Origin of the sequence: Pseudonocardia sp. DSM 110487, assembly GCF_019468565.1 — a bacterium.
Lineage (GTDB): Bacteria > Actinomycetota > Actinomycetes > Mycobacteriales > Pseudonocardiaceae > Pseudonocardia.
This window is the reverse complement of record NZ_CP080521.1, coordinates 5,463,008-5,486,830: the sequence shown is the minus strand read 5'-3', so window position 1 is coordinate 5,486,830 and position 23,823 is coordinate 5,463,008. Positions and strand designations below refer to the sequence as shown.

Below are 23,823 nucleotides of genomic sequence, written 5' to 3'. Positions count from 1 at the left end.
TCGAGAGTTGTGTCGGACGATCGGCCGATGTCCCCCTTGCCGGTGCCGGGTGAAGATGCACGCCGGAACTGCCATCCGGACGGGGGAGACCGTGCACGGGCTGATCGTGTCCGCCGACCACCTGCACGCACGGGTCCGCGGGATCCGCGCACTGGGTTGGTTCGCCTGGTGCACGCGCGTGCTGCTCGCCGTCGCGTTCCTGCCCTCGGGTCTGACCAAGGTGCTCGGCGTGCCGTTCACCCGGCTCGACCCGCAGGCGTCCGAGGTGGGTCGCTTGTTCGCCGCCCTCCAGTACGACTTCGGCGGGCTGTACCAGTTCATCGGGGCCTGCCAGCTCGCGGCCGCGGTGCTGCTGCTCGTCCCACGCACGACCCTTGTCGGTGCGCTCGTGCACCTGCCGATCACGTCCGGCATCGTGGTGATCACGACGACCGTCGGCTTCCGGGGTACCTGGCTGATCGCATGGCTGATGCTGCTGGGCGTGATCTTCCTGATCTGCTGGGACTGGCACCGGGTCAAGGCGCTGTGCGGCCCGGAGCTGCCGGCTCCGTCAGTCGCATGTCCGGCCGCCGCTTCGGCTCGGCCACACCCCGCTCGGTGACGATCGCGTCGACGAGGCGGGCCGGCGTGACGTCGAACGCGGGGTTGAACGCGCGCGTGCCGGCCGGGGCGGTCGGTACGCCGGCGAGCGCGGTGACCTCGGCGGCGTCGCGCTCCTCGATGGTGATCGCCGTGCCGTCGGGCGTGGCCAGGTCGACGGTGGACCACGGGGCGGCCACGACGAACGGGACGCCCGCGTCGGCGCAGGCGAGCGCGAGCCCGACGGAGCCGACCTTGTTGGCGGTGTCGCCGTTGGCGGCGATGCGGTCCGCCCCGATGAGCACCGCGTCGACGAGGCCGCGCAGGATCGCGCCGGGTGCGGCGCTGTCGACCTGAACCACGTGGTCGATGCCGTCGGCCGCGAGCTCCCACGCAGTGAGCCGGGCGCCCTGCAGGAGCGGGCGGGTCTCGTCGACGTGCACGAGCTCGACCAGGCCCCGGCCGTGCAGCTCGCGCACGACCCCGAGCGCGGTGCCCCATGCCGTGGTGGCGAGCGTGCCGGTGTTGCAGTGGGTGAGCAGCCTCAGGGGGCGGGGCGGGCAGCGCGCGACGAGCCAGTCGGCACCCAGCTTCGCCAGCTGCCGGTTGGCGGCCTCGTCCTCGGCGAGCACCCGGCGTGCCTCGGCGAGCACGGCCGCCGGTCCCTCCGCGATGAGCGGCAGCACGCGGTCCACCGCCCACGCGAGGTTCACCGCGGTGGGGCGGGCCTCCCGCAGCCGCCCGATCTCGTGGTGCAGGCGGGCGTCGTCCCAGCCTTCGCGGGCACCCTGCGCCAGCGCGACGACCACGCCCAGTGCCCCGACGGCGCCCAGCGCGGGCGCCCCGCGGACCGCGAGGCGGCGGATCGCGGAGACGAGCGTGTCGACATCGGCGGCGTCGATGTACGCCTCTTCGCCTGGCAGGCGGGTCTGGTCGAGCAGGCGAACGGCGGGCCCGCTCTCGTCGAGCCACTGAACGGTCTTGAAGGCCACTGCACCACGGTATGCGGCCCGGGTGCGGACGTGGGAACGATCTCGGGCGGGTGGTCCGCGCACCCACCGATCGGCCACCGAGGGAGCGGACTGGACGCGCTCTGGTGTGGGCCTTCGGTGGCGCCGCGCAGTGTGCGGGGCCGCCCCTCAGAGGTCAAGGGCGCCTTCGGCGTCGCTTCGCGATCGCTTCGCGACCCTTGACCTCTGAGCCTCTGCGACCCCTGGGGCGTGCAGCGCGGGCAGGCCAAGGGCCTGCCCCTCGGGCGCGCGGCGCCACCGAACGCCGGCCCGACGGGCATGATCGGGGCCTCGGCGCGAAAACGGGCGAAAACTGCCCGGGAACGCGCCGAATCTCCGATCATGAGGCCATACCGGCCCATGATCGCAGCGAGGTGCACCTCACGGTCCCCGGCGGGGCCGTCACGTGCAGTTCGGAACGATCTCCGGAGCTCACGCACCCGTTGTCGGCTCACGCGGCCCGTCGACGGTGTGTGTGAAGCCGGAAAGGGTGCGCCAGCCCTCACCGGGTGTGTGATGGCAACAAGATCCCCGCGACTCCGCCGCCAGGAGGCCACCGCAAGACCCGAAGACCAAGACCCCAAAGGCATTGCCGCGCTATGCCGCCCCGCGCCACCAGCGCTTGGCTGGGGCGTGCGCGACCACGCGGGGACGCGAGCCCGGTGAGGGGACCTCGACGCCGAGGGTCCGGCGCAACAGCAGGCGATCCCGCTCCTGCGCCGCGGCGAGCGCGGGGTGGTCCGCGTGGGCGTCGAGGAGGGCGCGGAGGCCACGGCCGCCCGTCGTCGGGTCGTTCCACGTCGCCACGACGGCGGCGTCGAAGTCGGCGGGCGAGTCGTCGCCGATGTTCTCGAGGAGGGCGTCGAGGCGCGCGAGGAGCGCGGTGCGCCAGCGCTGGTGGAGCGCGAGCAGGAACGCCTCGACGCTGCCGAACGTGGCCTCGACGTCGCCGCGGCGGGTGATCTCCGGTCGGCCGTTGCGGGCCGCCTCGGCGAGGACCTCACGGATCAGCAGGAACTTCGGGGACATGACGTCGGTCTCCAGCGCTGCGATGGTTACATACTCTGTGTACGTACTCTGAGTATGTCGTAGACTCTCGGCATGTCAAGGCCGAAGAGCCGGCGCGAGCTCTACTCGGAGGCCACCCGTGCCGCGCTGCTGGAGACGGCCACGGCGATGTTCGCCGAGCGCGGCTACGCACGGACCTCCCTCGACGACATCGCGGTCGCCACCCAGGTCACCCGCGGCGCGGTGTACCACCACTTCGAGAGCAAGCAGGCGGTGTTCGAGGCGGTCTTCGACACGCTCGAGCAGGACATGACGGCACGGGTCGCGGCCGCCGCCGCGGGGCAGTCGAACGCGTGGGATGCGGGCATGGCCGCGCTCGACGCGTTCCTCGACCTGTGCTGCGAGGACCGCTACGGCCGGCTGTGCTGGCTGGAGGGCCCGCTCGCACTGGGCTGGGCCCGCTGGATGGACTACGAGAAGAAGTACGCCTACGCGATGATCGACGGGTTCCTGCAGGCCGCGCGGGCAGAGGGGCTGCTCGCGCCCGTACCGGCGCAGGCGAGCAGCCAGCTGGTGTTCCACCTGCTCGGGGGTGCGGGGCGCACCATCGCCGAGGCGGCGCAGGCCGACCGCAGGGCCGTACGCGACGGGTGCGCCTCGACGATCCGCCGGATGCTCAACGGGCTGCGCGCGTAGCCCACTCCGCCTGGGCGGCGGCCGTCGGGCCGCGGTCGAGCAGGTCGACGGCGCCCTGCACCACGACCCGCACGTTGCGCCGGTTCCACACGGGGTTGGCCGCCATCCGCTCCGAACGCGACACGCACGAGTGGATGTGGTCCAGCCAGCCGAGCAGGACCAGCACCTCGGGCGCGAGGATGGTGCCGCCGAGCGCGGACTGGCATCCGACGAGCACATCGGCCTCGGCAGGCGGCACACCCTCGAGCCACCGCAGCACGACGGGGCCGAACTCCACGCCAGCGGCCATCGCCTCCGCCATCGGCACGAACGTCGCGATGTCGAGCACGGACAGGCCGTCCGGCCGGGCGGTGCACCAGTCGATGATGGCGCTCACCCGCCCGTTCGGCGCGGCGAGCAGGTTCACCGGCAGGTAGTCGCCGTGCACCCAGCCGATCCCGACGACCTGGCCGCGCAGCCGGGCGTCCAGCAGCGCGGCGAGCCTGCTCGCTTCGGTCCGCAGTCCCGCGGGCAGTGTGCGGGAGACCTCGGCGATCGGGCCGTGCACCAATTCGCCGAGCTCGGCGTCGCCGAGCCGGTGCAGCGCGGCCGTGTTCCGGTGCAGCTCGCTGATCGCGCCGACGGCGCTCGACCGGAACGCGCCGCGACGGGCCGGGTCGGCCAGTGCGTCAGGCCCCGACCCGCCGGGCAGCAGGGTCTCGGTCAGGAGGTAGGTGTCCCCGACCTCGGCGGTGCCGAGCACGCGGGGGATCAGCGGCGTCCAGTGCTGCAGGCGCGGGTCGGAGTGCAGCGCGGCGAGCGCCGACGTCTGCTGGCGCAGCTCGCGCTGCCCGTTCGCCGTGTCGGCGGCCTTGAGCAGGGCCTTGCGCTCGCCGACCGGCCCGATCGTGACCACGACCGTCTCCGAGCCCCCGCCCATATTGGATCCGATCGCCCAACCGGTAGGGGCGCCGACCCGGCGCAGGCCGTCCTCGCCGACCCGGCGCAGCAGGGCGGAGCTGCGGATGCCGTCGATCCACGCGCCCGGCGGGCCGGGGATCCACGGCGCGTTCATGATCAGCACGACGGACGCGACGGTGCACTGCGCGAGCAGCCAGGCCAATCCGACGGCAAGGACGCCCAGGTGCGGCATGAGCAGCCAGGCGAGCCCGATCGTGAGCACCGAGAGGGAGGTCGGCACCCCGAACTGGATGCCGCGGCGCTGCCGCACGCGAGCCGTGCTGGTGGCCGCCGCGGTGATCACGTTGGGGATCGCGGAGAGCGCGACGAGCGCGAGCGCCCCGGCGCCGGTGTCGGCGTAGTGCGGGCCGAAGAGCGCCAGCACCAGCGGCGCGCCGAGGGCGAGGACCAATGCGACGGGGACGACGAGCGTCAGCCCGCGGCGCACGGTCTCCCGGCGTGCCTTGTCGACGCTGCCCGGGTCGGCAGCGTTGTGGGCGATCATCGACTGCCCCATGCCGGACGGCACCATGTACAGGGCGAGGCCGAACTGCCACACCATGTTGTAGGCGGCCGCCGCCTCGGCGCCGAGGCGGCCGAGCACCAGCACCGGCAGGCCCATCATCGCGGCCTGCCAGAACAGGGCGCCCACGTAGTCGGCGCCGATGAACCGGCCGACGGCGCCGACGGTGATCGGCACCGCCCGCTCGGCCGTCCTCGCGCCGTGTGCGGGCAGCAGCCGGATCAGGAGCCACAGGTTGATCGGCAGCACGATCAGGGCGGTGGCGATCACCCAGGACAGCGCGATGCCGCCGGGCAGGGCGGCGAGGGTGACCGCGACGAGCAGGCCGATCTTGAGCACCGAGAAGACGACGTTCTCGATCGGCACGGCCGTGGCCCGGCCGACGGCCGTGAGCACGTAGTCCTGCAGGCTGAACAGCGTCCAGACCGGGCAGCTCACGGCGAAGAACGCGATGAGGGTGCCGTAGCCGGCCACGTCGACCAGCTCGGGCGCCCACCAGATCGCGCCGGCGCCGAACCCGGCGCCCGCGAGGGCGGACAGGGTGACTGCGACGAGGTAGCCGAGCGCCACGAGCCTGCGGGCTGCTGTGCCGGCCACGGGGACGAAGCGCAGCAACGCGTGCGACATGTTCAGGTGCGCGACGCCGCCGACCAGCATCATGGACGACACGGCCACGGCGTTCACGCCGACGACGTCGGCCGGGAACATCTGCGCGGCCAGCACCCAGTAGAGCAGCCCGACCGCCGAGGACATCCCTGAGCTCACCACCAGTGCGAGCCCGTCGCGGTGCTGCGGCGCTCGCCACCCCGTGAGCAGGCCTTTCATCCGCGCGACCGCCACCGCCACCTGCGCGCCCCCAAGAAACGTCGCCCTACTACACCATCGTGAACGGAGCATGGACGGCATCCGAACGATGCCTGTCGACGGCACATCCTGCCTGAGTGCCGGATCTGTCCGCTCTTGGCCCCGCCGATGCCGGGTCGAGCGTCACCGATCCGGGTCGCCGCGTCCCGTGTCGTCGCTCTCCGTGTCCGGGCCACGCTCGAACTTCTCGAAGGCCCGCAGCATCGCCCAGGGCACCACGATCATGGAGCCGATCACCGCGAGCAGCGCCCACACGACACCGGGTACCAGTCCGGCCGCGGCCAGCACGACGAAGAGCGAGAGGGCGAGGAACCCCGCCTCCACGGCGCCTGCCGGCACCGGTGGCGCGACGGTCGTGGGGTGGGCCATCTCGCGGGCGAGCCCGGGGGCGCTCGTGTCGAGGTCGTGCTCGATGCCGGCCAGGATCTCCCGTTCGCGGGGCGAGAGCGCACGCGGCTCGTCCGGGCCTGAAGCCGGCGGCGGCGGGGGCATGCGCGCCCTGCCCTCCTCACGTGACGTGCTGGCGGTCGATCGACGTGACCAGTTTACGATGTTTGTCCGGATCGTCGGTAGAGCCCGTTTCATGCATTAATGGGCGGTTTGAGTTGCCCGAGCCGAAGTGTCGGGGCCCTGTGCTCGGATGGTGGCGTCACATCCGACGAACGAGAGGTGGGCCGGTGCCGGTCGAACTGATCAACCCGGAGGGGTTGCCGCAGCCACAGGGATATGCGCAGGTGGGGGTCGCGTCGGGCAGCCGCCTGGTGTACGTGTCCGGCCAGGTCGCTCGCACCGCCGACGGTGGCCGGGTCGGCGCGGGCGATCTGGCGGCCCAGACCGAGCAGGCCTATCTCAACCTCGCCACCGCTCTCGCCGCCGCGGGGGCCACGTTCGCCGACGTCGCCAAGCTCACGGTCTACGTCGTCGACTGGTCGAGCGAGCGCATGCCCGAGCTGGTGGCGGGGGCGATGCGCGCCGCGGAGCGCCTCGGGTTCGACCCGGTCCGCCCCATCACCCTGCTCGGGGTCACCGCGCTCGGCGAGCCCGACCTGCTGGTCGAGGTGGAGGCGGTGGCCGTGCTCGGGTAGCGGTACGGCCGGCGTCAGTAGACGTGCACCTCGGTGCCCACCGGGGCCACGTCGCTGGCCCACAGCAGGTCCATGGCAGCGTTGGTCAGGCGCACGCAGCCGTGCGAGGCCGGCTGTGCGGGAACGCTGCCCGACCCGTGCACGGCGATGCCGCCGTGGAAGTACTTGGGCCGGTAGAGCACACCCAGGTCGGCCTCACGCACGCCGTTGATCTGGCGCTCGATCTCGAAGTCGCCGCGCGGGGTGCGCGCCACACCGGTGCCGCCGGAGGGGCGGTCGTAGGCCTCCCCGTTTCCGGTCGAGGTGTTGAACGCCCACTGCACCTCGCCGCCCCGCACCACGAGCAGCAGCTGCCGCTCGAGGTCGACCTCGATGTGGTCGCCCTCGGCGGTGCGGGGCGCCGGCCGCGCCGCGGTGGGGAGCTTCCCGCGGGTGTCGGGGCCGGCGACCCCGTCGCGGTCGAGCCCTTCGGCCTTCTGGAACGCCATGACGGCCTGGCGGGTGAGCTGCCCGTAGTGGCCGTCGAGCTCGCCCACCCAGAAGCCGAGGCCCGACAGGCGCTGCTGGAGCTCCTGCACGGCGGGGCCGGACGACTCGAGGCGCAGCACCGCGTCGGCGGCCTCCGGCGCGGGCGGCGTGGAGGTGGACGGTGCGGGTGGTGCCGCCGTGGACGGTGCCGACGTCGGAGGTGCCGTGGGCGAGAACGGAGGTGGCGTGGTTGCCGGCGCGGCCGCGGACGGGAGGGAACCGGGGGAGGGCGTCACCGGGCTTCCGCAGGCGCCGGTGAGCGTCAGACCGCTCGCGATCACCAGCGTGACCGCGAGCCGGACAGGTGAACGGGTCTCGTGTCTTTGTTCGGCGGCGGCGGGGCCGGCGGTCATCGTGTACTCCTCGGGTCCTGAAACGATCATGCCCGGAGGAGTGACCGCCCAAACGCCGAACGCCGCGGCGTTTGCGACCGCGGCTCCCGACCGGTCTGCATGGTCGAGATCATCCTGCACGCAGGGGTGTGGGACGTGCATATGGGCCCGTGCCAAGGCCCTTGTCACCTGGCCGTGCGCTCGTGATGCCCGTGCCATGACCGCCAGAGCGCGGCGTACGCGCCGCCGCCCGCGACGAGCTCGTCGTGGGTGCCCAGCTCCGTGATGCGCCCGTCCTGCATCACCGCCACCCGGTCGGCGTCGTGGGCGGTGTGGAGCCGGTGGGCGATGGCCACGACGGTCCGCCCGGCGATGGCGGCCGCGAGGGCCCGTTCGGTGCTGCGGGCGGTAGCCGGGTCGAGGAGTGCTGTCGCCTCGTCCAGCACCACGGTGTGCGGGTCCGCGAGCACCACGCGGGCGAGTGCGAGCTGCTGGGCGAGGGCGCCGCCCTGCTGGTGCCCTCCCGGCCCGAGCGGGGTGTCGAGGCCGTCGGAGAGCTCGTCGACCCGGCATCCGGCGGTGGCGAGCGCGGTCCGCAGCGCGCGGTCGTCGGCGGTGGGGGCCGCGAGGAGGAGGTTGTCGCGAACGGTGCCGAGGAACACGTGGTGCTCCTGGGTGACGAGCACGACGTGGCGGCGGCGCTCCGCGCGGTCGAGGCCGGCGATGGGCACGCCGCCGACGGTGACCGCACCGGTGCGGGGCGCGTCCAGCCCGGCCAGGAGGCGTCCGAGGGTCGACTTGCCCGCACCGGACGGCCCGACCAGCGCGATCCGCTCGCCGGGGCGCGGGTCGAGGTCCACACTGCGCAGGGCCTCGCGATCGCGGCCCGGGTAGCCGAAGTGCACGTCCCGGACGGCCACGCGTTCGCCGCGCGGCGCTTCCCTGGTCGGCGGCGCGGGTGCGCCGGCGGCGATGCCCTCGACGCGGGCGAAGGCGGCGGTGCTGCTCTGCAGCTGCTCGACGCGCCACATGATCGTGTTCAGCGGGGTGGCCAGTTGCTGCAGGTAGAGCGCGGCGGCGGCCACCTCGCCAAGTGTCGTCGCGCCGTGGGCGAGGAGGGGGCCGCCTACCAGCAGGACCACGGCCACCGGGACGACGTGGCAGACGTCCACGGCCGGGAACAGCACGCTGCGCAGCGCGAGCGTGCGCTCCCGCGTGCGCCTGCTGGCCTCGATCGCGTCCCGGCAGGCGCCGATCCGGGGGTCCTGCAGCCGCAGCGCCTCCACCGTGCGTGCCCCGGCCACGGTGGCGGTGAGCACCTCGGCGAGCGCGGACGCCGCGGCGCCCTCCGCGAGGTATGCGGCGTGGGCGCGGCGCAGGTACCAGCGGACCGCGAACCACATCCCGACCAGGCCGACCAGGCCGCACACGCCCAGCGGGGGCGCCACGACCAGCACGGCGGCGAGCAGGAAGAGCGCCTGGACGGCGGCAACGAAGAGATCCGGTCCGGCGTCGCGCAGGGTGGCGGCCACGACGGCGACGTCCCCGGTGCCGCGGGCTGCGATCTCGCCTGCGCCCGCGCCTTCCACCACCCCGGTGGGCAGGGCGAGCACGCGCTCGACGTACCGCTCCCGAACCCGGGAGAGGGAGCGCTCGCCGAACCGGTGTGCGACCCACCGTGCCTGGCGGGCCAGCAGGAGCTGGGCAAGCGCGCAGGCGACGATGCCCAGCGCGAGCTGGTCGACGTCCTCCGGCCCGCTCCCTGCGCTGACCGCGTCGACGATGCGGCCCACGAGCCACGGGCCGGCGAGACCCGCGGCGGCGGCCAGTGCGTTGAGCGCGACCATCGCGGTGACGGCGCGGGCGTCGGCCCGCACCAGCCGCAGGGCGGCCCTGCGCGCGGCACCGGGTGTGGCCACGGGAAGGGTCATCTGGCCACCACCGCCTGATAGCGGGGCTCGGTGGCGAGCAGGTCGTCGTGGGTTCCGGTAGTGACCACGCGCCCCCCGATCAGCAGGAACACCGTGTCGGCATGGGCGAGGAGCAGCGGTGAGGTGGTGGTGACGAGCGTCGTGCGCCCGAGCCGCGCGGCGCGCAGCCCGGCCGCCACCGCGGCCTCGGTGTGCGCGTCGAGCGCCGAGGTGGGCTCGACGGCCAGCAGCACCTCAGGATCCGCGACCAGCGCCCTTGCCAGGCGCACGCGCTGGCGCTGGCCGCCCGACAGGTTCCGTCCCTCGCCGTCGACGTGGCCGTCGAGCCCGGCCGGCAGCCCGTGCACCACGTCCTCGGCGGCCGCCGCCTCGACCGCCTGCTCGATCGTGCGGTCGTCCGGGTCGGCGCGGCCGGCGAGGACCTCGCGCAGCGGGCCTGCGAAGAGCGCGGCGTCCGGGTCGGCGACCATGACGCGCTCCCGGACCTCCTCGGCGGCGATCGTGCCGAACCGGTGCCCGCCCCAGGTCGCCTGTGGCTCGGCGAACCCGCCGAGCCGGTCGACCACCGCGGCGGCTTCGGCGGGCCGGTCGCTCACCAGCGCGGTGAACGCGCCCGGCGCCACGTCCACACCGGACTCGGGATCGTGCAGCACGGCCGGGGCGGGCGGGCCGGGCGTGCCGGCGACCGGGCGGGGTTCGATGGCGAGGAAGCGGGCAACCCGGTTCGCGGCCACCCATCCGCGGCTGAGCTGGTGGGCTCCCTCGATGAGGGCGCCGACCGGGATCGCGAGGAGCGCGGCGTACCCGTAGACGGCGAGCAGGTCGCCGACGCTCATCCCGCCGGCCGCGGCCGTGCGGGCGGCGATCCACGTCACGCCGCCGACGAACAGCACCGGCAGCCCGGCGCCGACCGCCTCGATCCAGCTGCTGATCGTGCCGACCCGGTAGCCCTCGCCGCGCAGGGCGCGGGAGCCGTGCCGGTAGCGCCGGGCCATGAGGTCCTCGCCGCCGAGGCCGGCCAGCACGCGCAGCCCGCCGACGATGTCGAGCAGCTGGGCGGTGAGCGTGCTCTGCTGGATCCGGTACGCGGTCTCGAGCGCTCGCAGCCGGCCGACGAGCGGTCCGACGAGCACCGTCAGCAACGGGACCCCGAGCAGCACGACGGCGGCCAGCAGCGGCGAGATCGCCATCATCAGCCCGGCCACCACGAGGTAGGTGACCACCGCCCCGACGCTGGGGCCTGCGACGGTCAGCGCGGTACTCACGGTGATGACGTCGCCGAGGCCGATGCTGACGACCTCGCCCGTGGTGGTGCGGCTCGCCAGCGCGGCGCCGAGCCGGGTGGCGTGCTCCAGCACGGTGCGGGAGATGCGGAAGGTCCCGTCCATCCGCACCCGGGACATGGTGCGGTGGCGGAGGATGGACAGGGCGGCGGTGGCGACCCCGGCGGCGAGGAGCGCCCCCGTCCAGGCGGCGAGTGCCGGCCAGTCGCCCCTGGCCAGCCCGTCGTCGACGGCTCGGCCGAGCAGGTACGGCGCCAGCGCCATGCTCGACATCCCGACCGAGGCGAACACCGAGCCGGCGGCCACCCGCCCGCGCTGGCGCACGACCAGCCACCAGAGCACGTGCCACGCGCTGGGGCGGCCCGGCAGGTCGATCACCGGCCCCCCTCGACTCCCGGACTACGGGGACGAGGTTGCCAGATCCGCGAGCGCGGCGGCGGCCTTTTCCCGGAACGCGGAGACGTTGCGCAGCTTGATCTCCTCGTAGCCGCGGATCACGTCCGGCAGGGCGACGAGCTCTGCGACGGCCTCTGCGGTGTCCGGCCGCAGGTGGCCGAGGGCCTCGCGGACCAGCGTCTGGTATTCCACGACGAGTGCACGCTCGACGCGGCGGACCTCGGCGCGGCCGAACGGGTCGAGCGGGGTGCCCCGCAGGCGGCGGGCGGCGCGCAGCGCGCGGAACACGGGGCCTGCCGTGCGCCGCAGCCTGATCTTGCGGGTCATGCCGAGCGCGCGCAGGACCGGTGGGTGCAGGAGCACCGAGACGGCGGCGTCCGGGCCGAACTCGGCGTCGCGCCGGGCCTGTTCGGCCGGATCGAGGTGCAGCCGCGCCACCTCGTACTCGTCCTTGTAGGCCATGAGCTTGTGCAGCCCGTTGGCGTATGCGACGGCCACCCGCTCGCCCGCGTCCGCCCCCGCGCGCTCGGTGGCGATGGCCGCGACGCGCTGGACCTCCTCGGCGTACCGGTCGGCGTAGCGCTCGTCCTGGTAGCCGGTGAGGTCGGCGACCCGGGTGGCGAGGACGTCGGCGAACCCCGCGGGCTCGGCGACGGCGGCGGGTGCACCGATGGCCGTCGCGACCGCCGCCGGGTCGGCCACCGCGGCGCGGCCCCAGCGGAAGGCAGCGAGGGTCTTCTCGACGCCTGCCCCGTTGAGCCGGATCGCCTGCTCGATGGCGTCCGCCGCGATCGGGATGCACCCGTGCTGGAAGGCGGCGCCGATCAGCAGCATGTTGGCCGGCATGTGGTCGCCGAACAGCGCATCGGACAGGCCCTGCGCGTCGACGTGCAGGGCGGCGTCCGGGCGGGTGGCCGCGGCGATGCGGTCGAGGGCTTCGTCGGGGGACCCGGGCAGGGCGACGCGTCCGGTGACCATCGCCGCCGTCGGCACCACCGCGGAGCTCACCACGGCGATCGTGTGGCCATGGCGGGCGACGGCGAGGTTGGCCTCCGATGCGGCGCCGAGCAGGTCGAAGCCGATGAGCACGTCGGCGGTGCCGCGGGAGGCGCGCAGTGCCCCGCGCACCGGCTGCTTGGCGATGCGGACGTCGCTCACCACCGGGCCGCCCTTCTGGGCCAGCCCGATCTGCTCCAGGCCGGCGGCGTAGCGCCCGTCGAGGTGCGCGGCCATCTGCAGGATCTGCGACACGGTGACGACGCCGGTGCCCCCGATCCCGGGCATGCGGAGCAGGGCGGTGTCCCCGGTGAGCTTGCTCTCTGGCTCGGGAAGGCCGGCCGGTGGCTCCGGGATTGCCCGCGGGCCCCGGCTGCCCGGCTCGACCAGCAGGAACGATGGGCAGTCGCCCTTGAGGCAGGACAGGTCGGTGTTGCAGGAGGCCTGGTGGATGCGGGTCTTGCGGCCGAACTCGGTGTCAACCGGTTGCACGGACAGGCAGGTGGAGACCTGGCCGCAGTCGCCGCAGCCCTCGCACACGCGCTCGTTGATCACGACCTTCGCGGTGGGCGTGGGGAGCTTCCCGCGCTTGCGCAGGCGGCGCTCCTCCGCGGCGCACCGGTCGTCGTGGATCAGGACGGTGACACCGTCCACGCTGGCCAGCTCCTTCTCCGCGTCCGCGAAGTCGTCGCGGTGGCGGACGGTGGCGATCGGGTCGAGCGTGACGCCGCGGTAGCTGCCGGGATCGGCCGTGGTGACGACGATGCGGCGTACGCCCTCGACGGCGAGCCAGCGGGTGAGCGCGGGGACGTCGAGCCTGCCCTCGGCGCGCTGGCCGCCCGTCATCGCGACGGCGTCGTTGTAGAGCAGCTTGTAGGTCATGGTGACGCCGGCGGCGACGGCCGCGCGGATGGCGAGGGACCCGGAGTGGTGGAAGGTGCCGTCGCCGAGGTTCTGCACGAAGTGCCGGTCACGGGTGAACGGGGCGAGCCCGAGCCACTGCGCGCCCTCGCCGCCCATCTGCGTGAGCCCGAGCTGGTGGCCGCGTCCCGCGCCGTCGAGCGCGATCATGGCGTGGCAGCCGATGCCGACGCCGACGAGCGTGTCGTCGCTGGTGCGGGTGGAGGTGTTGTGCGGGCAGCCCGAGCAGAAGAACGGGGTGCGCGCGGCCAGCGGGAGCGCGATCCGCGAGGGCTGCTTCGGCGCTGCGGCCCGCAGGTGGACGGCCGCGGTGCGGGGGAGCCGGTCGGAGCCGATGCGGGCGGCCAGCGCGGCGGCCACGTCCTCGGCGCCGAGCGTGGATCGGGCGGGGAGCAGCACCCGGCCGTCGGGATCGTGGCGGCCGACGACCCGCGGTGTGCCCGCGCGGCCGTACAGCGCGGACTTGAGGTGGTCCTCCAGGAACGGGACCTTGTCCTCGACGACGAGCACCTCGTCGAGCCCGGCGGTGAGGTCGGCGAGCGTGTCGGCGTCCACCGGGAACGGCATGGCGAGCGTGATGATCCGCAGGCCGAGCGCCTCCATGGCGGCCTCGTCGAGGCCGAGGTCGTCGAGGGCGCGTTGCACGGTCGCGGCCGACGTCCCGGACGCGAGCACGCCGAGCCGCGCGGAGCGCGAGGTGAAGGCGATCCGGTTGAGCCCGGCCGCGCGGGCGTAGGCGCGGGCGAGGTCGAGGCGGCGGGTGAGCGCGTCGTGCTCGGCGTCGAGGGCGGTTGCGCCGACGAGGACGCGGGGCGCCTCCTCGGCGCGGCCGGGCACTGGCACGCCCAGGTCGAGCGCACCGACGTCCACGGTGGCGGCGGCGTCGGCGACGTCGGCCACGATCTTCAGGCCGGTCCAGAGCCCGCTGACGCGCGACATGGCCACGGCGTGCAGCCCGAGCTCGACGATCTCGGCCACCGATCCGGGGGTGAGTAGCGGAAGCAGCAGGCTCTGCGCCATCGGCTCGCACGTGCTCGGCACGGTCGAGGACTTGCATGCGGGGTCGTCGCCGATCAGCGCGACGGCTCCGCCGAGCGCGGTTGTGCCGGCGAGGGTGCCGTGGCGGATGGCGTCGGCGGCCCGGTCGAGGCCCGGGTTCTTGCCGTACCAGAAGCCGGTGACCCCGTCGTGGCGCCGTCCGGGGGCCTGGCGCAGCAGCTGGGTGCCCGCCACGGCGGTGGCCGCGAGCTCCTCGTTGAGGCCGGGTCGGAACACCACGCCCGCCTCGTCGAGGAACGGCCGGGCCCGCACCATTTCCTGGTCCAGCCCGGCGAGCGGCGAACCCTGGTATCCGCTGACGAACGCGCGCGTGTCCAGGCCGCGGGCGGTGTCGAGCCTGCGTTGCTCGAGGACCATCCGCACGATCGCCTGGATCCCCGAGATCAGGACCCGGCCGTGGCGGGCCGTGTACTTGTCGTCCAGCGTGACTGTGGTGGGCGGCACTCTGCGACCTCCGTCAGGGCGGGTGCGATGAAGAACACCGCTTCGGCACCCGTTCCGGCAAGTGCTGGCCGGTGTCGGCCCATGAACACGCAAAGGCGTTGTGCTTGAATCGCAGGCAGCTCGAGTTCTTTGCGCGGAGGCGGCCGTGGTCGATGTGGACGACACCGACCGGCGCCTGATCGACCTGCTGCGCGTCGACGCCCGCCGTACCTACTCCGAGATGGCCGTGCAGGTGGGCCTGTCGGTCGCGGCCGTGAAGCGGCGGGTCGACCGGCTGCGCGAGATCGGCGTGATCACCGGGTTCACCGTCCAGGTGGACCACGCGAAGCTCGGTGCGGGGGTGGAGGCGTTCATCGAGCTGCGTTTCCTCGGGAACACGAGGGTGAGCGAGATCGTGCGCTCGGTCTGGACCATCCCGGAGGTGCAGGCCGTCTTCACGCTCGCGGGTGACCCGGACGCGCTGGTCCAGGTCCGGGTGCGCGACCTCGGCCACTTGCAACTCGTGATCGACACGCTGCGTCGTTCCGGGACGGTGACGGGCACCCGGACGCTGATGGTGCTGGGGTCGTGGGAGCGCAGCTGAGTCAGGGCACCTCCGTCGCGAGTCTCAGATCACGTGCCGAGTCGTGCGGGACGCTTGTCGTCCCGCTGCCGGACGTCCATCATGCAGCGAGCTGTAGTGAAACTTGATTCCACTACATAGAACGCCGCTGGTGCCGTTGCGGGATCCCCGTTTCCGGTGCCCGAGGAAGGGGGATCACCGCCTGTGACCGAATCCAGCGCATCCGAGCTGAACAGTGTTGATCAGTATCGGGTTCCGGTGGGCGCCGGGCTCGCCGCAACCCGGGTCGTGGCGATCCTGCGGGCCGAGAACGCCGACCGCGCCGAGGCCGTGGTCGACGTGCTCGTCGAGGCAGGGGTGCGGAGCCTCGAGCTGACGCTGACGACCAAGGGTGCACTCGACGTCGTCGAGCGGCTCGCGGCGCGGGTCCCGGCCGAGGTGGAGGTCGGCGTGGGCACCGTGCTGACCGCCGCCGACGTCGACCGCTCCGTGGACGCGGGCGCGCGCTTCGTCGTCTCCCCTTCCGTTGAGCCAGAGGTGATCGCCGCGGCGCTGCGCCACCGTGTCGCGAGCTATCCCGGCGCGTTCACGCCCACCGAGATCGCCGCGGCGTGGAAGGCGGGCGCGAGCGCGGTGAAGCTGTTCCCCGCCGGGCAGCTGGGCCCCGGCTACCTCAAGGACGTGCGGGCCCCGCTGCCCGAGATCCCCGTGGTTCCCACCGGCGGCGTCGACATCGCCTCGGTCCGCGGGTGGCTGGCCGCGGGCGCGGTGGCCGTCGGGATGGGCGGCCCGCTGATCGGCGACGCGCTCGCGCCGGACGGGGACCTCTCCGCGCTCGCCGAGCGCGCGACCGCGGCACTCGCGGCGGCCCGCTCGTGACCGCCGGGCTGGTCACCCTCGGTGAGACGCTCGGTCTGCTCGTCGCAGAGGACGTCGGCCCGCTCTCCCTCTCCAAGGGGATGCGGTTGTCGATGGGCGGCGCGGAGTCGAACGTCGCCATCGGCGTGTCCCGGCTCGGCGTGGCGGCCACCTGGATCGGGCGGCTGGGCCGCGACCCGATCGGCGACCTGATCGAGCGGAACCTCCTCGCCGAGCGGGTGCGCGCCGTCGTGCACCGCGACGACGCCCCCACCGCGATCATGCTGCGGGAGCGGCGCACCGGCTCCGTGCAGAACGTGACCTACTACCGCCACGGCAGCGCCGGATCGCACCTGCGGCCCGGCGACGTGCCGGCCGGGATCGTCGAGGACGCGGGCGTGCTGCACCTGACGGGGATCACTCCCGCGCTGGGGGAGGGCCCCGCCGCGGCCGTCCGTGAGGCGCTTCGCAGGGCGCGCGCCGCGGGCGTACCGGTGTCGGTCGACCTCAACTACCGGTCCCGGCTGTGGGACGCCGCCACCGCGGCACCGGTGTTCCGGGAGCTCGCGGCGGGCGCGGACATGCTCTTCGCGGGCGACGACGAGGCGCGCATCGCGCTCGAGCTCGACGACAGGACGGGCCCCGAGAAGCTCGCCGCCGCCCTCGCCGAGCTGGGCCCGCGCGAGGTGGTGATCAAGCGCGGCAGACGAGGTGCCACCGCGCTGATCCACGGCGACCTGATCGATGTACCGGCGGTGCCGGTACAGGCCGTCGACAGCGTCGGCGCGGGTGACGCCTTCGTGGCCGGCTACCTCGCGTGCCGGCTCACCGGCCGCGACCCGGACGAGGGCCTGCGCACCGCTGCCGTCACCGGCGCGCTCGCCGTGACGGTGCCCGGCGACTGGGAGGCATCCCCCCGGCCGCACGAACTGACACTGCTCGGTGCGGAGGAGGACGTGCAGCGCTGACCACGTCCGGACGCACCGAGGAAACCCCCACTAGACAGAAAGGCTCGTGCTGATGTCCGCCGATCGCGACGACGCGGTCTCCACAGACCCGTCGAAGCTGTTCCCCACGAAGTACCTGCCCCCACCGCAGGTGCGTGAGCTGCCCGCCCCGCCGCTGAACCAGTGGCGCTACGTCGGCCCCGGCATCATCGCTGCCGGGGTCGGGCTGGCGAGCGGCGAGTTCATCCTGTTCCCCTACATCACTTCCCAGATCGGGCTCGGCTTCGTCTGGGCCGCGCTGGTCGGGCTGATCACCCAGTACTTCCTGAACATGGAGATCGAGCGCTACACGCTCGCCACGGGCGAAACCGCGCTCACCGGGTTCAGCAGGCTGTGGCGGCACTGGGGCCTGGTCTTCGCGATACTGGCCTACTTCGCGAACCTGTGGCCTGCCTGGGTCACCAGCTCGGGCACGCTGTTCAGCTACATCTTCGGCGGCAGCGCATCGGTCATCGCGATCGGGCTGCTGGTGCTGGTCGGGGCGATCCTCACCCTGGCCCCGGTGGTCTACACCGCGCTGGAGCGCGCCCAGATGCTGAAGGTGGCCGCGGTGGGGCTGCTGGTGGTCATCGGGGCGCTGTTCGCGATCGGTGGGGCGTGGGCGAACGTGCCGACGATCGTCACAGAGGCGCAGTTCCCCGCCGCCGAGCTGGGGTTCGCGACGTTGATGGGCGCGCTGGCGTTCGCGGGCGCGGGTGGCGGCCAGAACCTGGTGCAGAGCAACTGGATCCGCGACAAGGGCTTCGGCATGGGCCACTACGTGCCCAAGATCGTGTCGCCGCTGACGGGGGAGCCGGAGGCGCGCGGCCGGGTCGGCTACGTGTTCGCGCCCAGCGACCAGAACATGGACAACTGGCGGGGCTGGTGGCGGTTCGCCAACCGCGAGCAGCTGTGGACGTTCGTGCTGATCTCGTTCATCTCGATCGTGTTCATGTCGCTGCTGGCGTACGCGACGGTGTTCGGGCACCCCGACGTCAAGAACGACATCTCGTTCCTGAGGATCGAGGGGAACGTGCTGATGGAGCGGGTCGGCACCTGGTTCGGCTACTTCTTCTGGGTGGTCGGGGCGGTGTCGCTGTTCGCCGCCGCGCTGGGCATCGTGGACTACACCAGCAGGCTGGCCGCCGACGTGCTGAAGACCATGTACTTCCCCGATGTCAACGAGAGCAAGCTGTACGCCGGGCTGGTGTGGGGGCTGGCGCTGATCGGGATCATCGTGATCTCGGCCGGGTTCTCCCAGCCCATCGTGCTGGCCGTGATCGCGGCATGCGTGGGCGGGACGATGATGTTCATCTACTCCGGCCTGCTGATCGTGATCAACAAGAAGCTGCTGCCCGCGCCGATCCGCATCCGCGGGTTCCGGGTGGGCGCGCTCGTGTGGTCGGTGCTGCTGTTCGGCGTCCTGGCCGTGCTCACGATCGGCCAGCAGGCCGGGAAGCTGTTCGGCGGCTGAGCTGATGTCGCCGGGGGTGCGCACCGTCGTCCGGGTCGAGGAGGCCCTGCACGCAGGCCCGGACGCCGAGGTCGACGACAAGTGGCTGCACGTGCGCCCCGGCGATCCGGCGCGGACGGCGCCGTTCCTCGTGCTCTCGGAGGACCGGTTCTCGGTGCCGGGCTTCGACTGGCATCCGCACCGCGGGATCGAGACCGTCACCGTCGTGCTGGACGGGGTGCTCGAGCACGCGGACGACGCGGGTGGCGCGGGCGTGCTGGCGGCGGGCGACGCCCAGTGGATGACCGCGGGCCGCGGCATCACCCACCGGGAGGTCGCCGCCCGCGGGTCGCACGCCCACGTCCTGCAGCTGTGGCTGGACCTGCCCGCGCGGGTCCGGTCGGCGGCGCCGGGGCACCAGCAGCTCCGTGCCGCCGACCGGCCGCGCATCGCCCACCCGGGCGCGGAGGTCGACGTCCTCGCCGGCACGGTGGATGGCGTGGTGGGCCTCGCCCGGCCCGCCTCGCCCGCGCAGGTCGTGCTCGTCACGCTCGACGCGGGTGCGGCGTTCGACCTGGCCGTGCCGGCGGCCGACCGGGCGTTCGCCCTCGTGATCGAGGGGGACGCCGAGGTGGCAGGCGAGCGTGTGCGGCCCCGCCGGACGGCGTGGTCCGAACCGACGGATGGAGCACACCTGGCGCTGCGGGGCGGCGCGACGGGCGCCCGTCTCCTGGTGGCGAGTGCCCGACCTGGCGACGACACGGTGTGATGGGAGCGGTGCGTGTCAGCCCGTGGGGCAGGGGTGATCGGCCTCGACCCCGGCAGGTAGGAGTGCGCGGTCCTCGTCGGTGAACGGCTGGTCGGCGATCGTGCACAGTCTGTCCGCCCACTGCTGTGCGGTGACCGGCATGTTGAACGGCACCCCGCCGTTGACCGCATTGATGCGTATCTGGCGGCCGTCCTCGGTCACGTCGCTCGGGCGGTACATCTTCGGCAGGGTGAAGGTGCCGCTCGCGCTGCCCCGCTCGGCGTCCCAGAAGACGAATTGGACGTCAGTTTCGTTCCGCAAGGTCAGGATGTGGTTGTCCTGGGTGACGCCGAGGAGCAAGGTCGTGCCGGGTGCGGGGAATGCCGGCCGGACCGGCTGCAGGTCGGCGACGTTCCTGATCTCCAGATTCGAGCCCAGCGCGAGGGAGACCACCCGGTTTCCGGAAGGGAAGAACGCCAGTACAGCCGGTTGCAGCGAGCCGACGAGCGGGACGTCGGCAACCCGTCGGCGTTGCCGGAGATCCCAGATCTCGGCGCCGAGTCCCTTGACCACGATGATCTCGTCCGGATGGCCCGGCCGGATCGCGAAGTTCGCGGTGTCCCGGAAATCGACCTCGGGCAGTCGGGTCGGTTCGTACAGCTGCGCGCCCGTGGCGCGGTCCCATGCGGTCACAACGCGCCGGGACATCGAGATGATCCGGTCCTTCGTCACCACGACCTGCGGTGCGCGGCCCGTCGTCGGGGCCTCGAGCCTGTGGGTGGAGATCCGGTCGAGGGAGGGCAGAGCGAAATCTGAGATCGCCCACCCCTGTGGGGGTGGTGTCAGCACGGCCAGCCCGCTGAGGGCGTAACTGCGTGAGTCGGTGTTCATGCCGGCCTGCTCATCGGTCAGCTCCGCCAGTCGGCGCAGCTCGCGGTCCGTCACGATCGTCCGGCCCTTTTCGACCGCGACGAGGTAGCGTTCGTCGTCGACGGGCCACAAGGTCACCTTCGGATTTGTGGGCACCGGCCGGGCGCGCAGTCGCAGGACGGATCCTCCGTGCGCGAGCAGGACAGCGGGCGAGGCGTCGCTCCCGACGACGACCATGGAGATGCCGACACGCGGGTTCAGCGCGTTGCGGGTGTCCGGCGGGAGGGCCAGCCCATATGTCTGTCCGTCGCTGAGCCGGGTGATGCGTGTGGTCCGGCTGCCGGAGTCGCCGGTGGACGCGGTGACCTCGAGGAGATGGTCCCCGTCGGCGGTGAGCAGCAAGGGCCACTCACCCGAGCACCCGCTGAGCAGGGCGAACCGGCGGATCTCTGCGCCGTCGGCCAACGCCCGCAGCACCGCGACCGACCCGTCCTGCTCGCAGCTCAGCACGGTTCCGTCGACTGCCGAGGTCGTCACGCTTCCCGGTAGGAAGGAAGCCCGCTCGGCGCCGTCGGCCAGCGATCGGACGGTCAGCGGGCCCTGGTTGGACGAGTCAAAACCGGGCTGGAGGACCACCAGGTTCGGGTCGGCCGGCAGTTCGACCCCGACGCCGCCAGGATCTGCGATCGGGTCGATCCGGTGCGGAATGACGGCGCCGGTCCGGGCATCGCGCAGCTCCAGCGCGTGCACGCCAGGGCTCATCTGCTGGATCCAACCCACCTTCGTTGCGGCGGGATCCACCTCGACGGAGGCGAACCCGGGTGGCGTGATGCCAGTGGGGGTCCGGTCCGGACCGCTGCGCGTCGCGATGTCCCATCGCAGCACGTCACCGTTCGAAGCGAGCGCGATGAGCGTCTTGCCGTTGTCGATGAGGCCCGCGGTGCGGAACTCGGCGGGGATCGGCACGTCCCAGCGTTCGGGCCTGCCTGTGGCCAGTGCGTCGATCAGCGCGAGACCCCGACCGTTTCGCACCAGCACGCGGTCGGCCCCGTCCGGGGCCATGACGATCCTGTCCAGGCCGTCACCGCTGACATCGGGGAAGGCGCCTTCGACCGACCGCATGGCGAGGTACTGGTTCACCAGCGCGGTGCGGGCCGCGCCGTTGGACGGGTCGAGGTGCCACGCGGTCAGGGCGAGCCGGGTGGCGGCAAGCGGGTCCACACCGGCCTGCCTGAGCGCCGTCTGGGCGACCAGCTCGGCGTTGGCGAGGCGGAGCTGGTCGTTGATCCGATCGCCGCGGGTGACGGCGACGACGGAGAGCGTCCCCGCGGCCAGCACGAGCACGGCGAGCACCGCGGTGACGACCCGCCAGCGGCGGACCTCGCGCCGCTGCCGGACCTGGCTGCGCCGGACGTACTCGCGGGCTGCCTCGGAGACGTCGACGGACCGCTCCGGCAGCCAGTCGAACGCCGTGGAGAGCGCGGTGCCGCGCAGCAACGCACCGTCGTCCCGGGCGGTGTCCTCCCAGCGTTCCCGCTGCTGGTCGAGCTGTGCGCGCCAGGCGAGGAAGTCGCGGTCCTCGGTGAGCCAGTCGCGCAGCCGCGGCCAGTGCGCGATGAGCGCCTGGTGGGCGAGCTGGACGTGCTCGGTGCCGGTGGACGAGCGGGCGACCACCACGAGGCGGCCCGCGGCGAGCCGGTGCACGACCGGTCGCAGGTCGGGGGCGACGTCGGCCCACGGCAACGGGGTGCGGGTGAATCGCCCGTCGCGGTCGGGGCTCGCGAGCGAGGTGAGCAGGCGGCGCAGCCGGGTCGCGTCGTCGGGCTCGGTGAAGCCGGCCAGCACGGCTTCGGCGTGGGTGGCGATCACGCCCGCGACGCCCCCGGCCTCCTCGTAGGCGCGGACCGTGAGGTGGCCGCCGTCGCGGCGCGACCACAGCTCGGTGAGCAGCGACTCCACCAGCGGGAGGTGGCCGGGTTCGGCGGCGGCATCGTCGAGGATCCGATCGACGAGCCCGGCCTCGAACGACAGGCCGGGAGCTCGCTCGGCGGGGGCGACGATCGCGTCGCGCAGCTGGCCGCGCTGCATCGGCGGAACGAGGACGGTGCCGGCGCCGAGCAGGCCCGCGAGCTCCGGCACGAGCACCTCGTCGAGGGTCGCCGAGCGCAGGGTCAGCACGGCGCTGATCGGCTCGGTTCCCGCCACCAGCTCGCCGACCCGTTCGAGCAGCCCGCGTGCGTCGTCCGGCTGCGCGGCGGCCAGCTCCTCGAACTGGTCGACGACGAGGATGACCCTGCCGTTGCCCTCACCGGGTGGCAGGCGCGCGAGCGCCGCGGTCAGCGCAGGCTCGACCGGCTGCCCCGGGATCGGGGTCAGCTGCGCGATCCGTGCCCCCTCAGCCCGCAGCCTGGGCACAAGACCCGCGCCGACCAGCGAGGACTTCCCGACGCCGGACGGTCCGACCACCGCGACCAACGGGTGCGCGGCGAGCGCGTCGGCGAGCACGGCGACGTCCGCTTCGCGGCCGAAGAAGAACTCGGCGTGTTCCTCGCCGAACGGTTGCAGGCCCCGGTAGGGGCAGGGCAACAGCTCCGGGTCGGCACCGAGCACCTGCTCGACGGGGATGAGGTAGGCGGTGGTCGTCCGGCCACTGCTGTCGGCCGCGACCGTCATCCCGACGACCGCGCCGGACTCCTCGTGCCAGACCGGCGCGCCGCTGAAGCCCTGGACGATCGGTTGCTCACCGACCGTGGTCTGCAGCTGGAACCAGCTGGTGCCCTGCGCACCGCGGATCCGCCCGGTGGTCCAGACCCCGTCCGCCATGCCCTCGGGGAAGCCGAGCACGCGGAATCGCTGGTCCCACAGCTGGTCGATGCGTCGCAGGGGTGGCATCCGCGGCCCGGTCGGCAACGGGTCGATCAGCTTCAGCACGGCGACGTCGCCCGTGCCGTCCTCGGCGATCGGCAGCCAGCGGTGCACCACGGCCCTTGCCGCGGCACCGAGCATCGGGAAGTCGAGCTGGACGGGTTCCGGCGGTGGCTCCGTCCCGTACGGGTCGGCGCCCGCGACGCTCGCGACCACGTGCGCGCAGGTGGCGACCAGGTCCGGCCCGACGAGGAAACCGGCGCCAGCCACGTCGCCGCCGCGCGTGATGATCCTGGCCGCCACCCTCGCGGCGAGAGTGTGGTCCTGGCTGCTCGATGTCACGCTCGTGATCCCCCCGATGATCTGCGCACAGGGTAGGAGCACGTTCACGCTCGGGCAGCGGCAGCCGGTACCGCCGTCAGATGGCGGCGGTTCGGGCTGCGGAGGTTCGGGCTGCGGCGCGCGTGGCGACGCGGTGGTGTACGAGCAGGCTGAGCGCGAGCCAGAAGATCGGCCCCACCGGCCAGAACCAGGGTGCGGGGTCCATCGCCCACCGGGTCACCAGGAACACCGCGATGAAGCCGACGAGCACGGCGTGCACCGCGAGCCGCCTGCGTGCCCCGTCGGTCAGCGGACCGCGCCACCGCTCGCGTGGCTGGGCGGGCTCCTGCGCGGTGGGCAGGTCGACGGTGAGCGGGACGAGCTCGTCGCGGGTGACGGCGGCGTAGGCGGCGGCCTGGCGCTCGTCGGCCTCGGCGAGCGTGAGGAACCCGGTGGTGGCGGCGTCGCGCAGGCGGGCGGCCACGGCCTCGCGCTCGGCGTCGGAGGCGCGGATACCGGTGGGCTTCGAAGGCGTGGTGGTGTTCTCCGTCATGCCCTCGATGCTG

18 protein-coding genes are annotated in these 23,823 nt (G+C 73.3%); 8 read left to right on the top strand and 10 right to left on the bottom strand.

The features are described from left to right. The first annotated feature begins 55 nt into the window (after window positions 1-55). On the top strand, window positions 56-601 hold the full coding sequence (locus K1T35_RS25585; RefSeq protein ID WP_220254222.1) for a DoxX family protein: 546 nt from the start codon (window positions 56-58) through the stop codon (window positions 599-601). Here K1T35_RS25585 and mtnA read toward each other — a convergent pair. Then, entirely contained in the window at window positions 516-1,571 is a 1,056-nt protein-coding gene (gene mtnA, locus K1T35_RS25580) for an S-methyl-5-thioribose-1-phosphate isomerase (protein ID WP_220254221.1), read from the bottom strand. The genes K1T35_RS25585 and mtnA overlap by 86 nt on opposite strands. Before the next feature lie 615 nt (window positions 1,572-2,186). Continuing rightward, window positions 2,187-2,618 (bottom strand): hypothetical protein, encoded by a 432-nt coding sequence (locus K1T35_RS25575; RefSeq protein ID WP_220254220.1) that lies wholly within the window; start codon window positions 2,616-2,618, stop codon window positions 2,187-2,189. Between the two features lie 72 nt (window positions 2,619-2,690). Here K1T35_RS25575 and K1T35_RS25570 point away from each other — a divergent pair, with 72 nt between their 5' ends. Continuing rightward, on the top strand, window positions 2,691-3,293 hold the full coding sequence (locus K1T35_RS25570; protein ID WP_220254219.1) for a TetR/AcrR family transcriptional regulator: 603 nt from the start codon (window positions 2,691-2,693) through the stop codon (window positions 3,291-3,293). On the opposite strand, the gene K1T35_RS25565 is transcribed toward K1T35_RS25570, so the two are convergent. Together K1T35_RS25565 and K1T35_RS25560 are read right to left on the bottom strand one after the other, a co-directional pair. After that, the gene (locus tag K1T35_RS25565; protein WP_220254218.1) at window positions 3,274-5,595 is read right to left on the bottom strand and encodes a phosphotransferase; all 2,322 of its coding nucleotides are present in this window, start codon (window positions 5,593-5,595) and stop codon (window positions 3,274-3,276) included. The genes K1T35_RS25570 and K1T35_RS25565 overlap by 20 nt on opposite strands. 147 nt (window positions 5,596-5,742) lie before the next feature. After that, window positions 5,743-6,111: a DUF3040 domain-containing protein gene (locus K1T35_RS25560; RefSeq protein ID WP_220254217.1), complete on the bottom strand. Its 369-nt coding sequence runs from the start codon at window positions 6,109-6,111 to the stop codon at window positions 5,743-5,745. Between the two features lie 185 nt (window positions 6,112-6,296). On the opposite strand from K1T35_RS25560, the gene K1T35_RS25555 reads away from it, so the two are divergent. Continuing rightward, window positions 6,297-6,704: a RidA family protein gene (locus K1T35_RS25555; protein ID WP_220254216.1), complete on the top strand. Its 408-nt coding sequence runs from the start codon at window positions 6,297-6,299 to the stop codon at window positions 6,702-6,704. A gap of 14 nt (window positions 6,705-6,718) precedes the next feature. Here K1T35_RS25555 and K1T35_RS25550 read toward each other — a convergent pair whose 3' ends face one another. From K1T35_RS25550 to K1T35_RS25535, 4 genes are all read right to left on the bottom strand, one after another. After that, on the bottom strand, window positions 6,719-7,513 hold the full coding sequence (locus K1T35_RS25550; RefSeq protein WP_220254215.1) for a L,D-transpeptidase family protein: 795 nt from the start codon (window positions 7,511-7,513) through the stop codon (window positions 6,719-6,721). A 236-nt stretch (window positions 7,514-7,749) separates the two neighbouring features. Continuing rightward, window positions 7,750-9,495 (bottom strand): ABC transporter ATP-binding protein, encoded by a 1,746-nt coding sequence (locus K1T35_RS25545; RefSeq protein ID WP_220254214.1) that lies wholly within the window; start codon window positions 9,493-9,495, stop codon window positions 7,750-7,752. Then, on the bottom strand, window positions 9,492-11,156 hold the full coding sequence (locus K1T35_RS25540) for an ABC transporter ATP-binding protein (RefSeq protein ID WP_255620694.1): 1,665 nt from the start codon (window positions 11,154-11,156) through the stop codon (window positions 9,492-9,494). Before K1T35_RS25540 ends, K1T35_RS25545 begins: the two co-directional genes overlap by 4 nt. Before the next feature lie 21 nt (window positions 11,157-11,177). Further along, complete coding sequence (locus K1T35_RS25535; RefSeq protein WP_220254213.1) at window positions 11,178-14,594, bottom strand: indolepyruvate ferredoxin oxidoreductase family protein; 3,417 nt, start codon at window positions 14,592-14,594, stop codon at window positions 11,178-11,180. A gap of 145 nt (window positions 14,595-14,739) precedes the next feature. Between K1T35_RS25535 and K1T35_RS25530 the strand changes: the two genes are divergently transcribed. The 5 genes from K1T35_RS25530 to K1T35_RS25510 all read left to right on the top strand — a co-directional run bounded on the left by K1T35_RS25530 (window position 14,740) and on the right by K1T35_RS25510 (window position 19,222). Beyond that, entirely contained in the window at window positions 14,740-15,177 is a 438-nt protein-coding gene (locus tag K1T35_RS25530; protein ID WP_255620693.1) for an Lrp/AsnC family transcriptional regulator, read from the top strand. Window positions 15,178-15,414: 237 nt separating this feature from the next. Beyond that, on the top strand, window positions 15,415-16,035 hold the full coding sequence (locus K1T35_RS25525; protein WP_220254212.1) for a bifunctional 4-hydroxy-2-oxoglutarate aldolase/2-dehydro-3-deoxy-phosphogluconate aldolase: 621 nt from the start codon (window positions 15,415-15,417) through the stop codon (window positions 16,033-16,035). Continuing rightward, on the top strand, window positions 16,032-16,982 hold the full coding sequence (locus K1T35_RS25520; protein ID WP_220254211.1) for a sugar kinase: 951 nt from the start codon (window positions 16,032-16,034) through the stop codon (window positions 16,980-16,982). The genes K1T35_RS25525 and K1T35_RS25520 overlap by 4 nt, the downstream gene beginning before the upstream one ends. A 52-nt stretch (window positions 16,983-17,034) precedes the next feature. Further along, window positions 17,035-18,474, top strand: a complete 1,440-nt coding sequence (locus K1T35_RS25515) for an Nramp family divalent metal transporter (RefSeq protein WP_255620692.1) — start codon at window positions 17,035-17,037, stop codon at window positions 18,472-18,474. 4 nt (window positions 18,475-18,478) lie between these two features. Then, the gene (locus tag K1T35_RS25510; RefSeq protein ID WP_220254210.1) at window positions 18,479-19,222 is read left to right on the top strand and encodes a pirin family protein; all 744 of its coding nucleotides are present in this window, start codon (window positions 18,479-18,481) and stop codon (window positions 19,220-19,222) included. A 15-nt stretch (window positions 19,223-19,237) separates the two neighbouring features. On the opposite strand, the gene K1T35_RS25505 is transcribed toward K1T35_RS25510, so the two are convergent. Beyond that, entirely contained in the window at window positions 19,238-23,278 is a 4,041-nt protein-coding gene (locus K1T35_RS25505; RefSeq protein WP_220254209.1) for a serine protease, read from the bottom strand. 76 nt (window positions 23,279-23,354) lie between these two features. Continuing rightward, window positions 23,355-23,810, bottom strand: coding sequence for a DUF1707 domain-containing protein (locus K1T35_RS25500; RefSeq protein ID WP_220254208.1), 456 nt, complete (start codon window positions 23,808-23,810; stop codon window positions 23,355-23,357). Between the last annotated feature and the right edge of the window lie 13 nt (window positions 23,811-23,823).

Coding starts and splice junctions, on each gene's coding strand:
- K1T35_RS25585 (WP_220254222.1), top strand. CDS start 56: ATGCACGCCGGAACTGCCATCCGGACGGGGGAGACCGTGCACGGGCTG.
- K1T35_RS25575 (WP_220254220.1), bottom strand. CDS start 2,618: ATGTCCCCGAAGTTCCTGCTGATCCGTGAGGTCCTCGCCGAGGCGGCC.
- K1T35_RS25570 (WP_220254219.1), top strand. CDS start 2,691: ATGTCAAGGCCGAAGAGCCGGCGCGAGCTCTACTCGGAGGCCACCCGT.
- K1T35_RS25560 (WP_220254217.1), bottom strand. CDS start 6,111: ATGCCCCCGCCGCCGCCGGCTTCAGGCCCGGACGAGCCGCGTGCGCTC.
- K1T35_RS25545 (WP_220254214.1), bottom strand. CDS start 9,495: ATGACCCTTCCCGTGGCCACACCCGGTGCCGCGCGCAGGGCCGCCCTG.
- K1T35_RS25515 (WP_255620692.1), top strand. CDS start 17,035: ATGTCCGCCGATCGCGACGACGCGGTCTCCACAGACCCGTCGAAGCTG.
- K1T35_RS25510 (WP_220254210.1), top strand. CDS start 18,479: ATGTCGCCGGGGGTGCGCACCGTCGTCCGGGTCGAGGAGGCCCTGCAC.
- K1T35_RS25500 (WP_220254208.1), bottom strand. CDS start 23,810: ATGACGGAGAACACCACCACGCCTTCGAAGCCCACCGGTATCCGCGCC.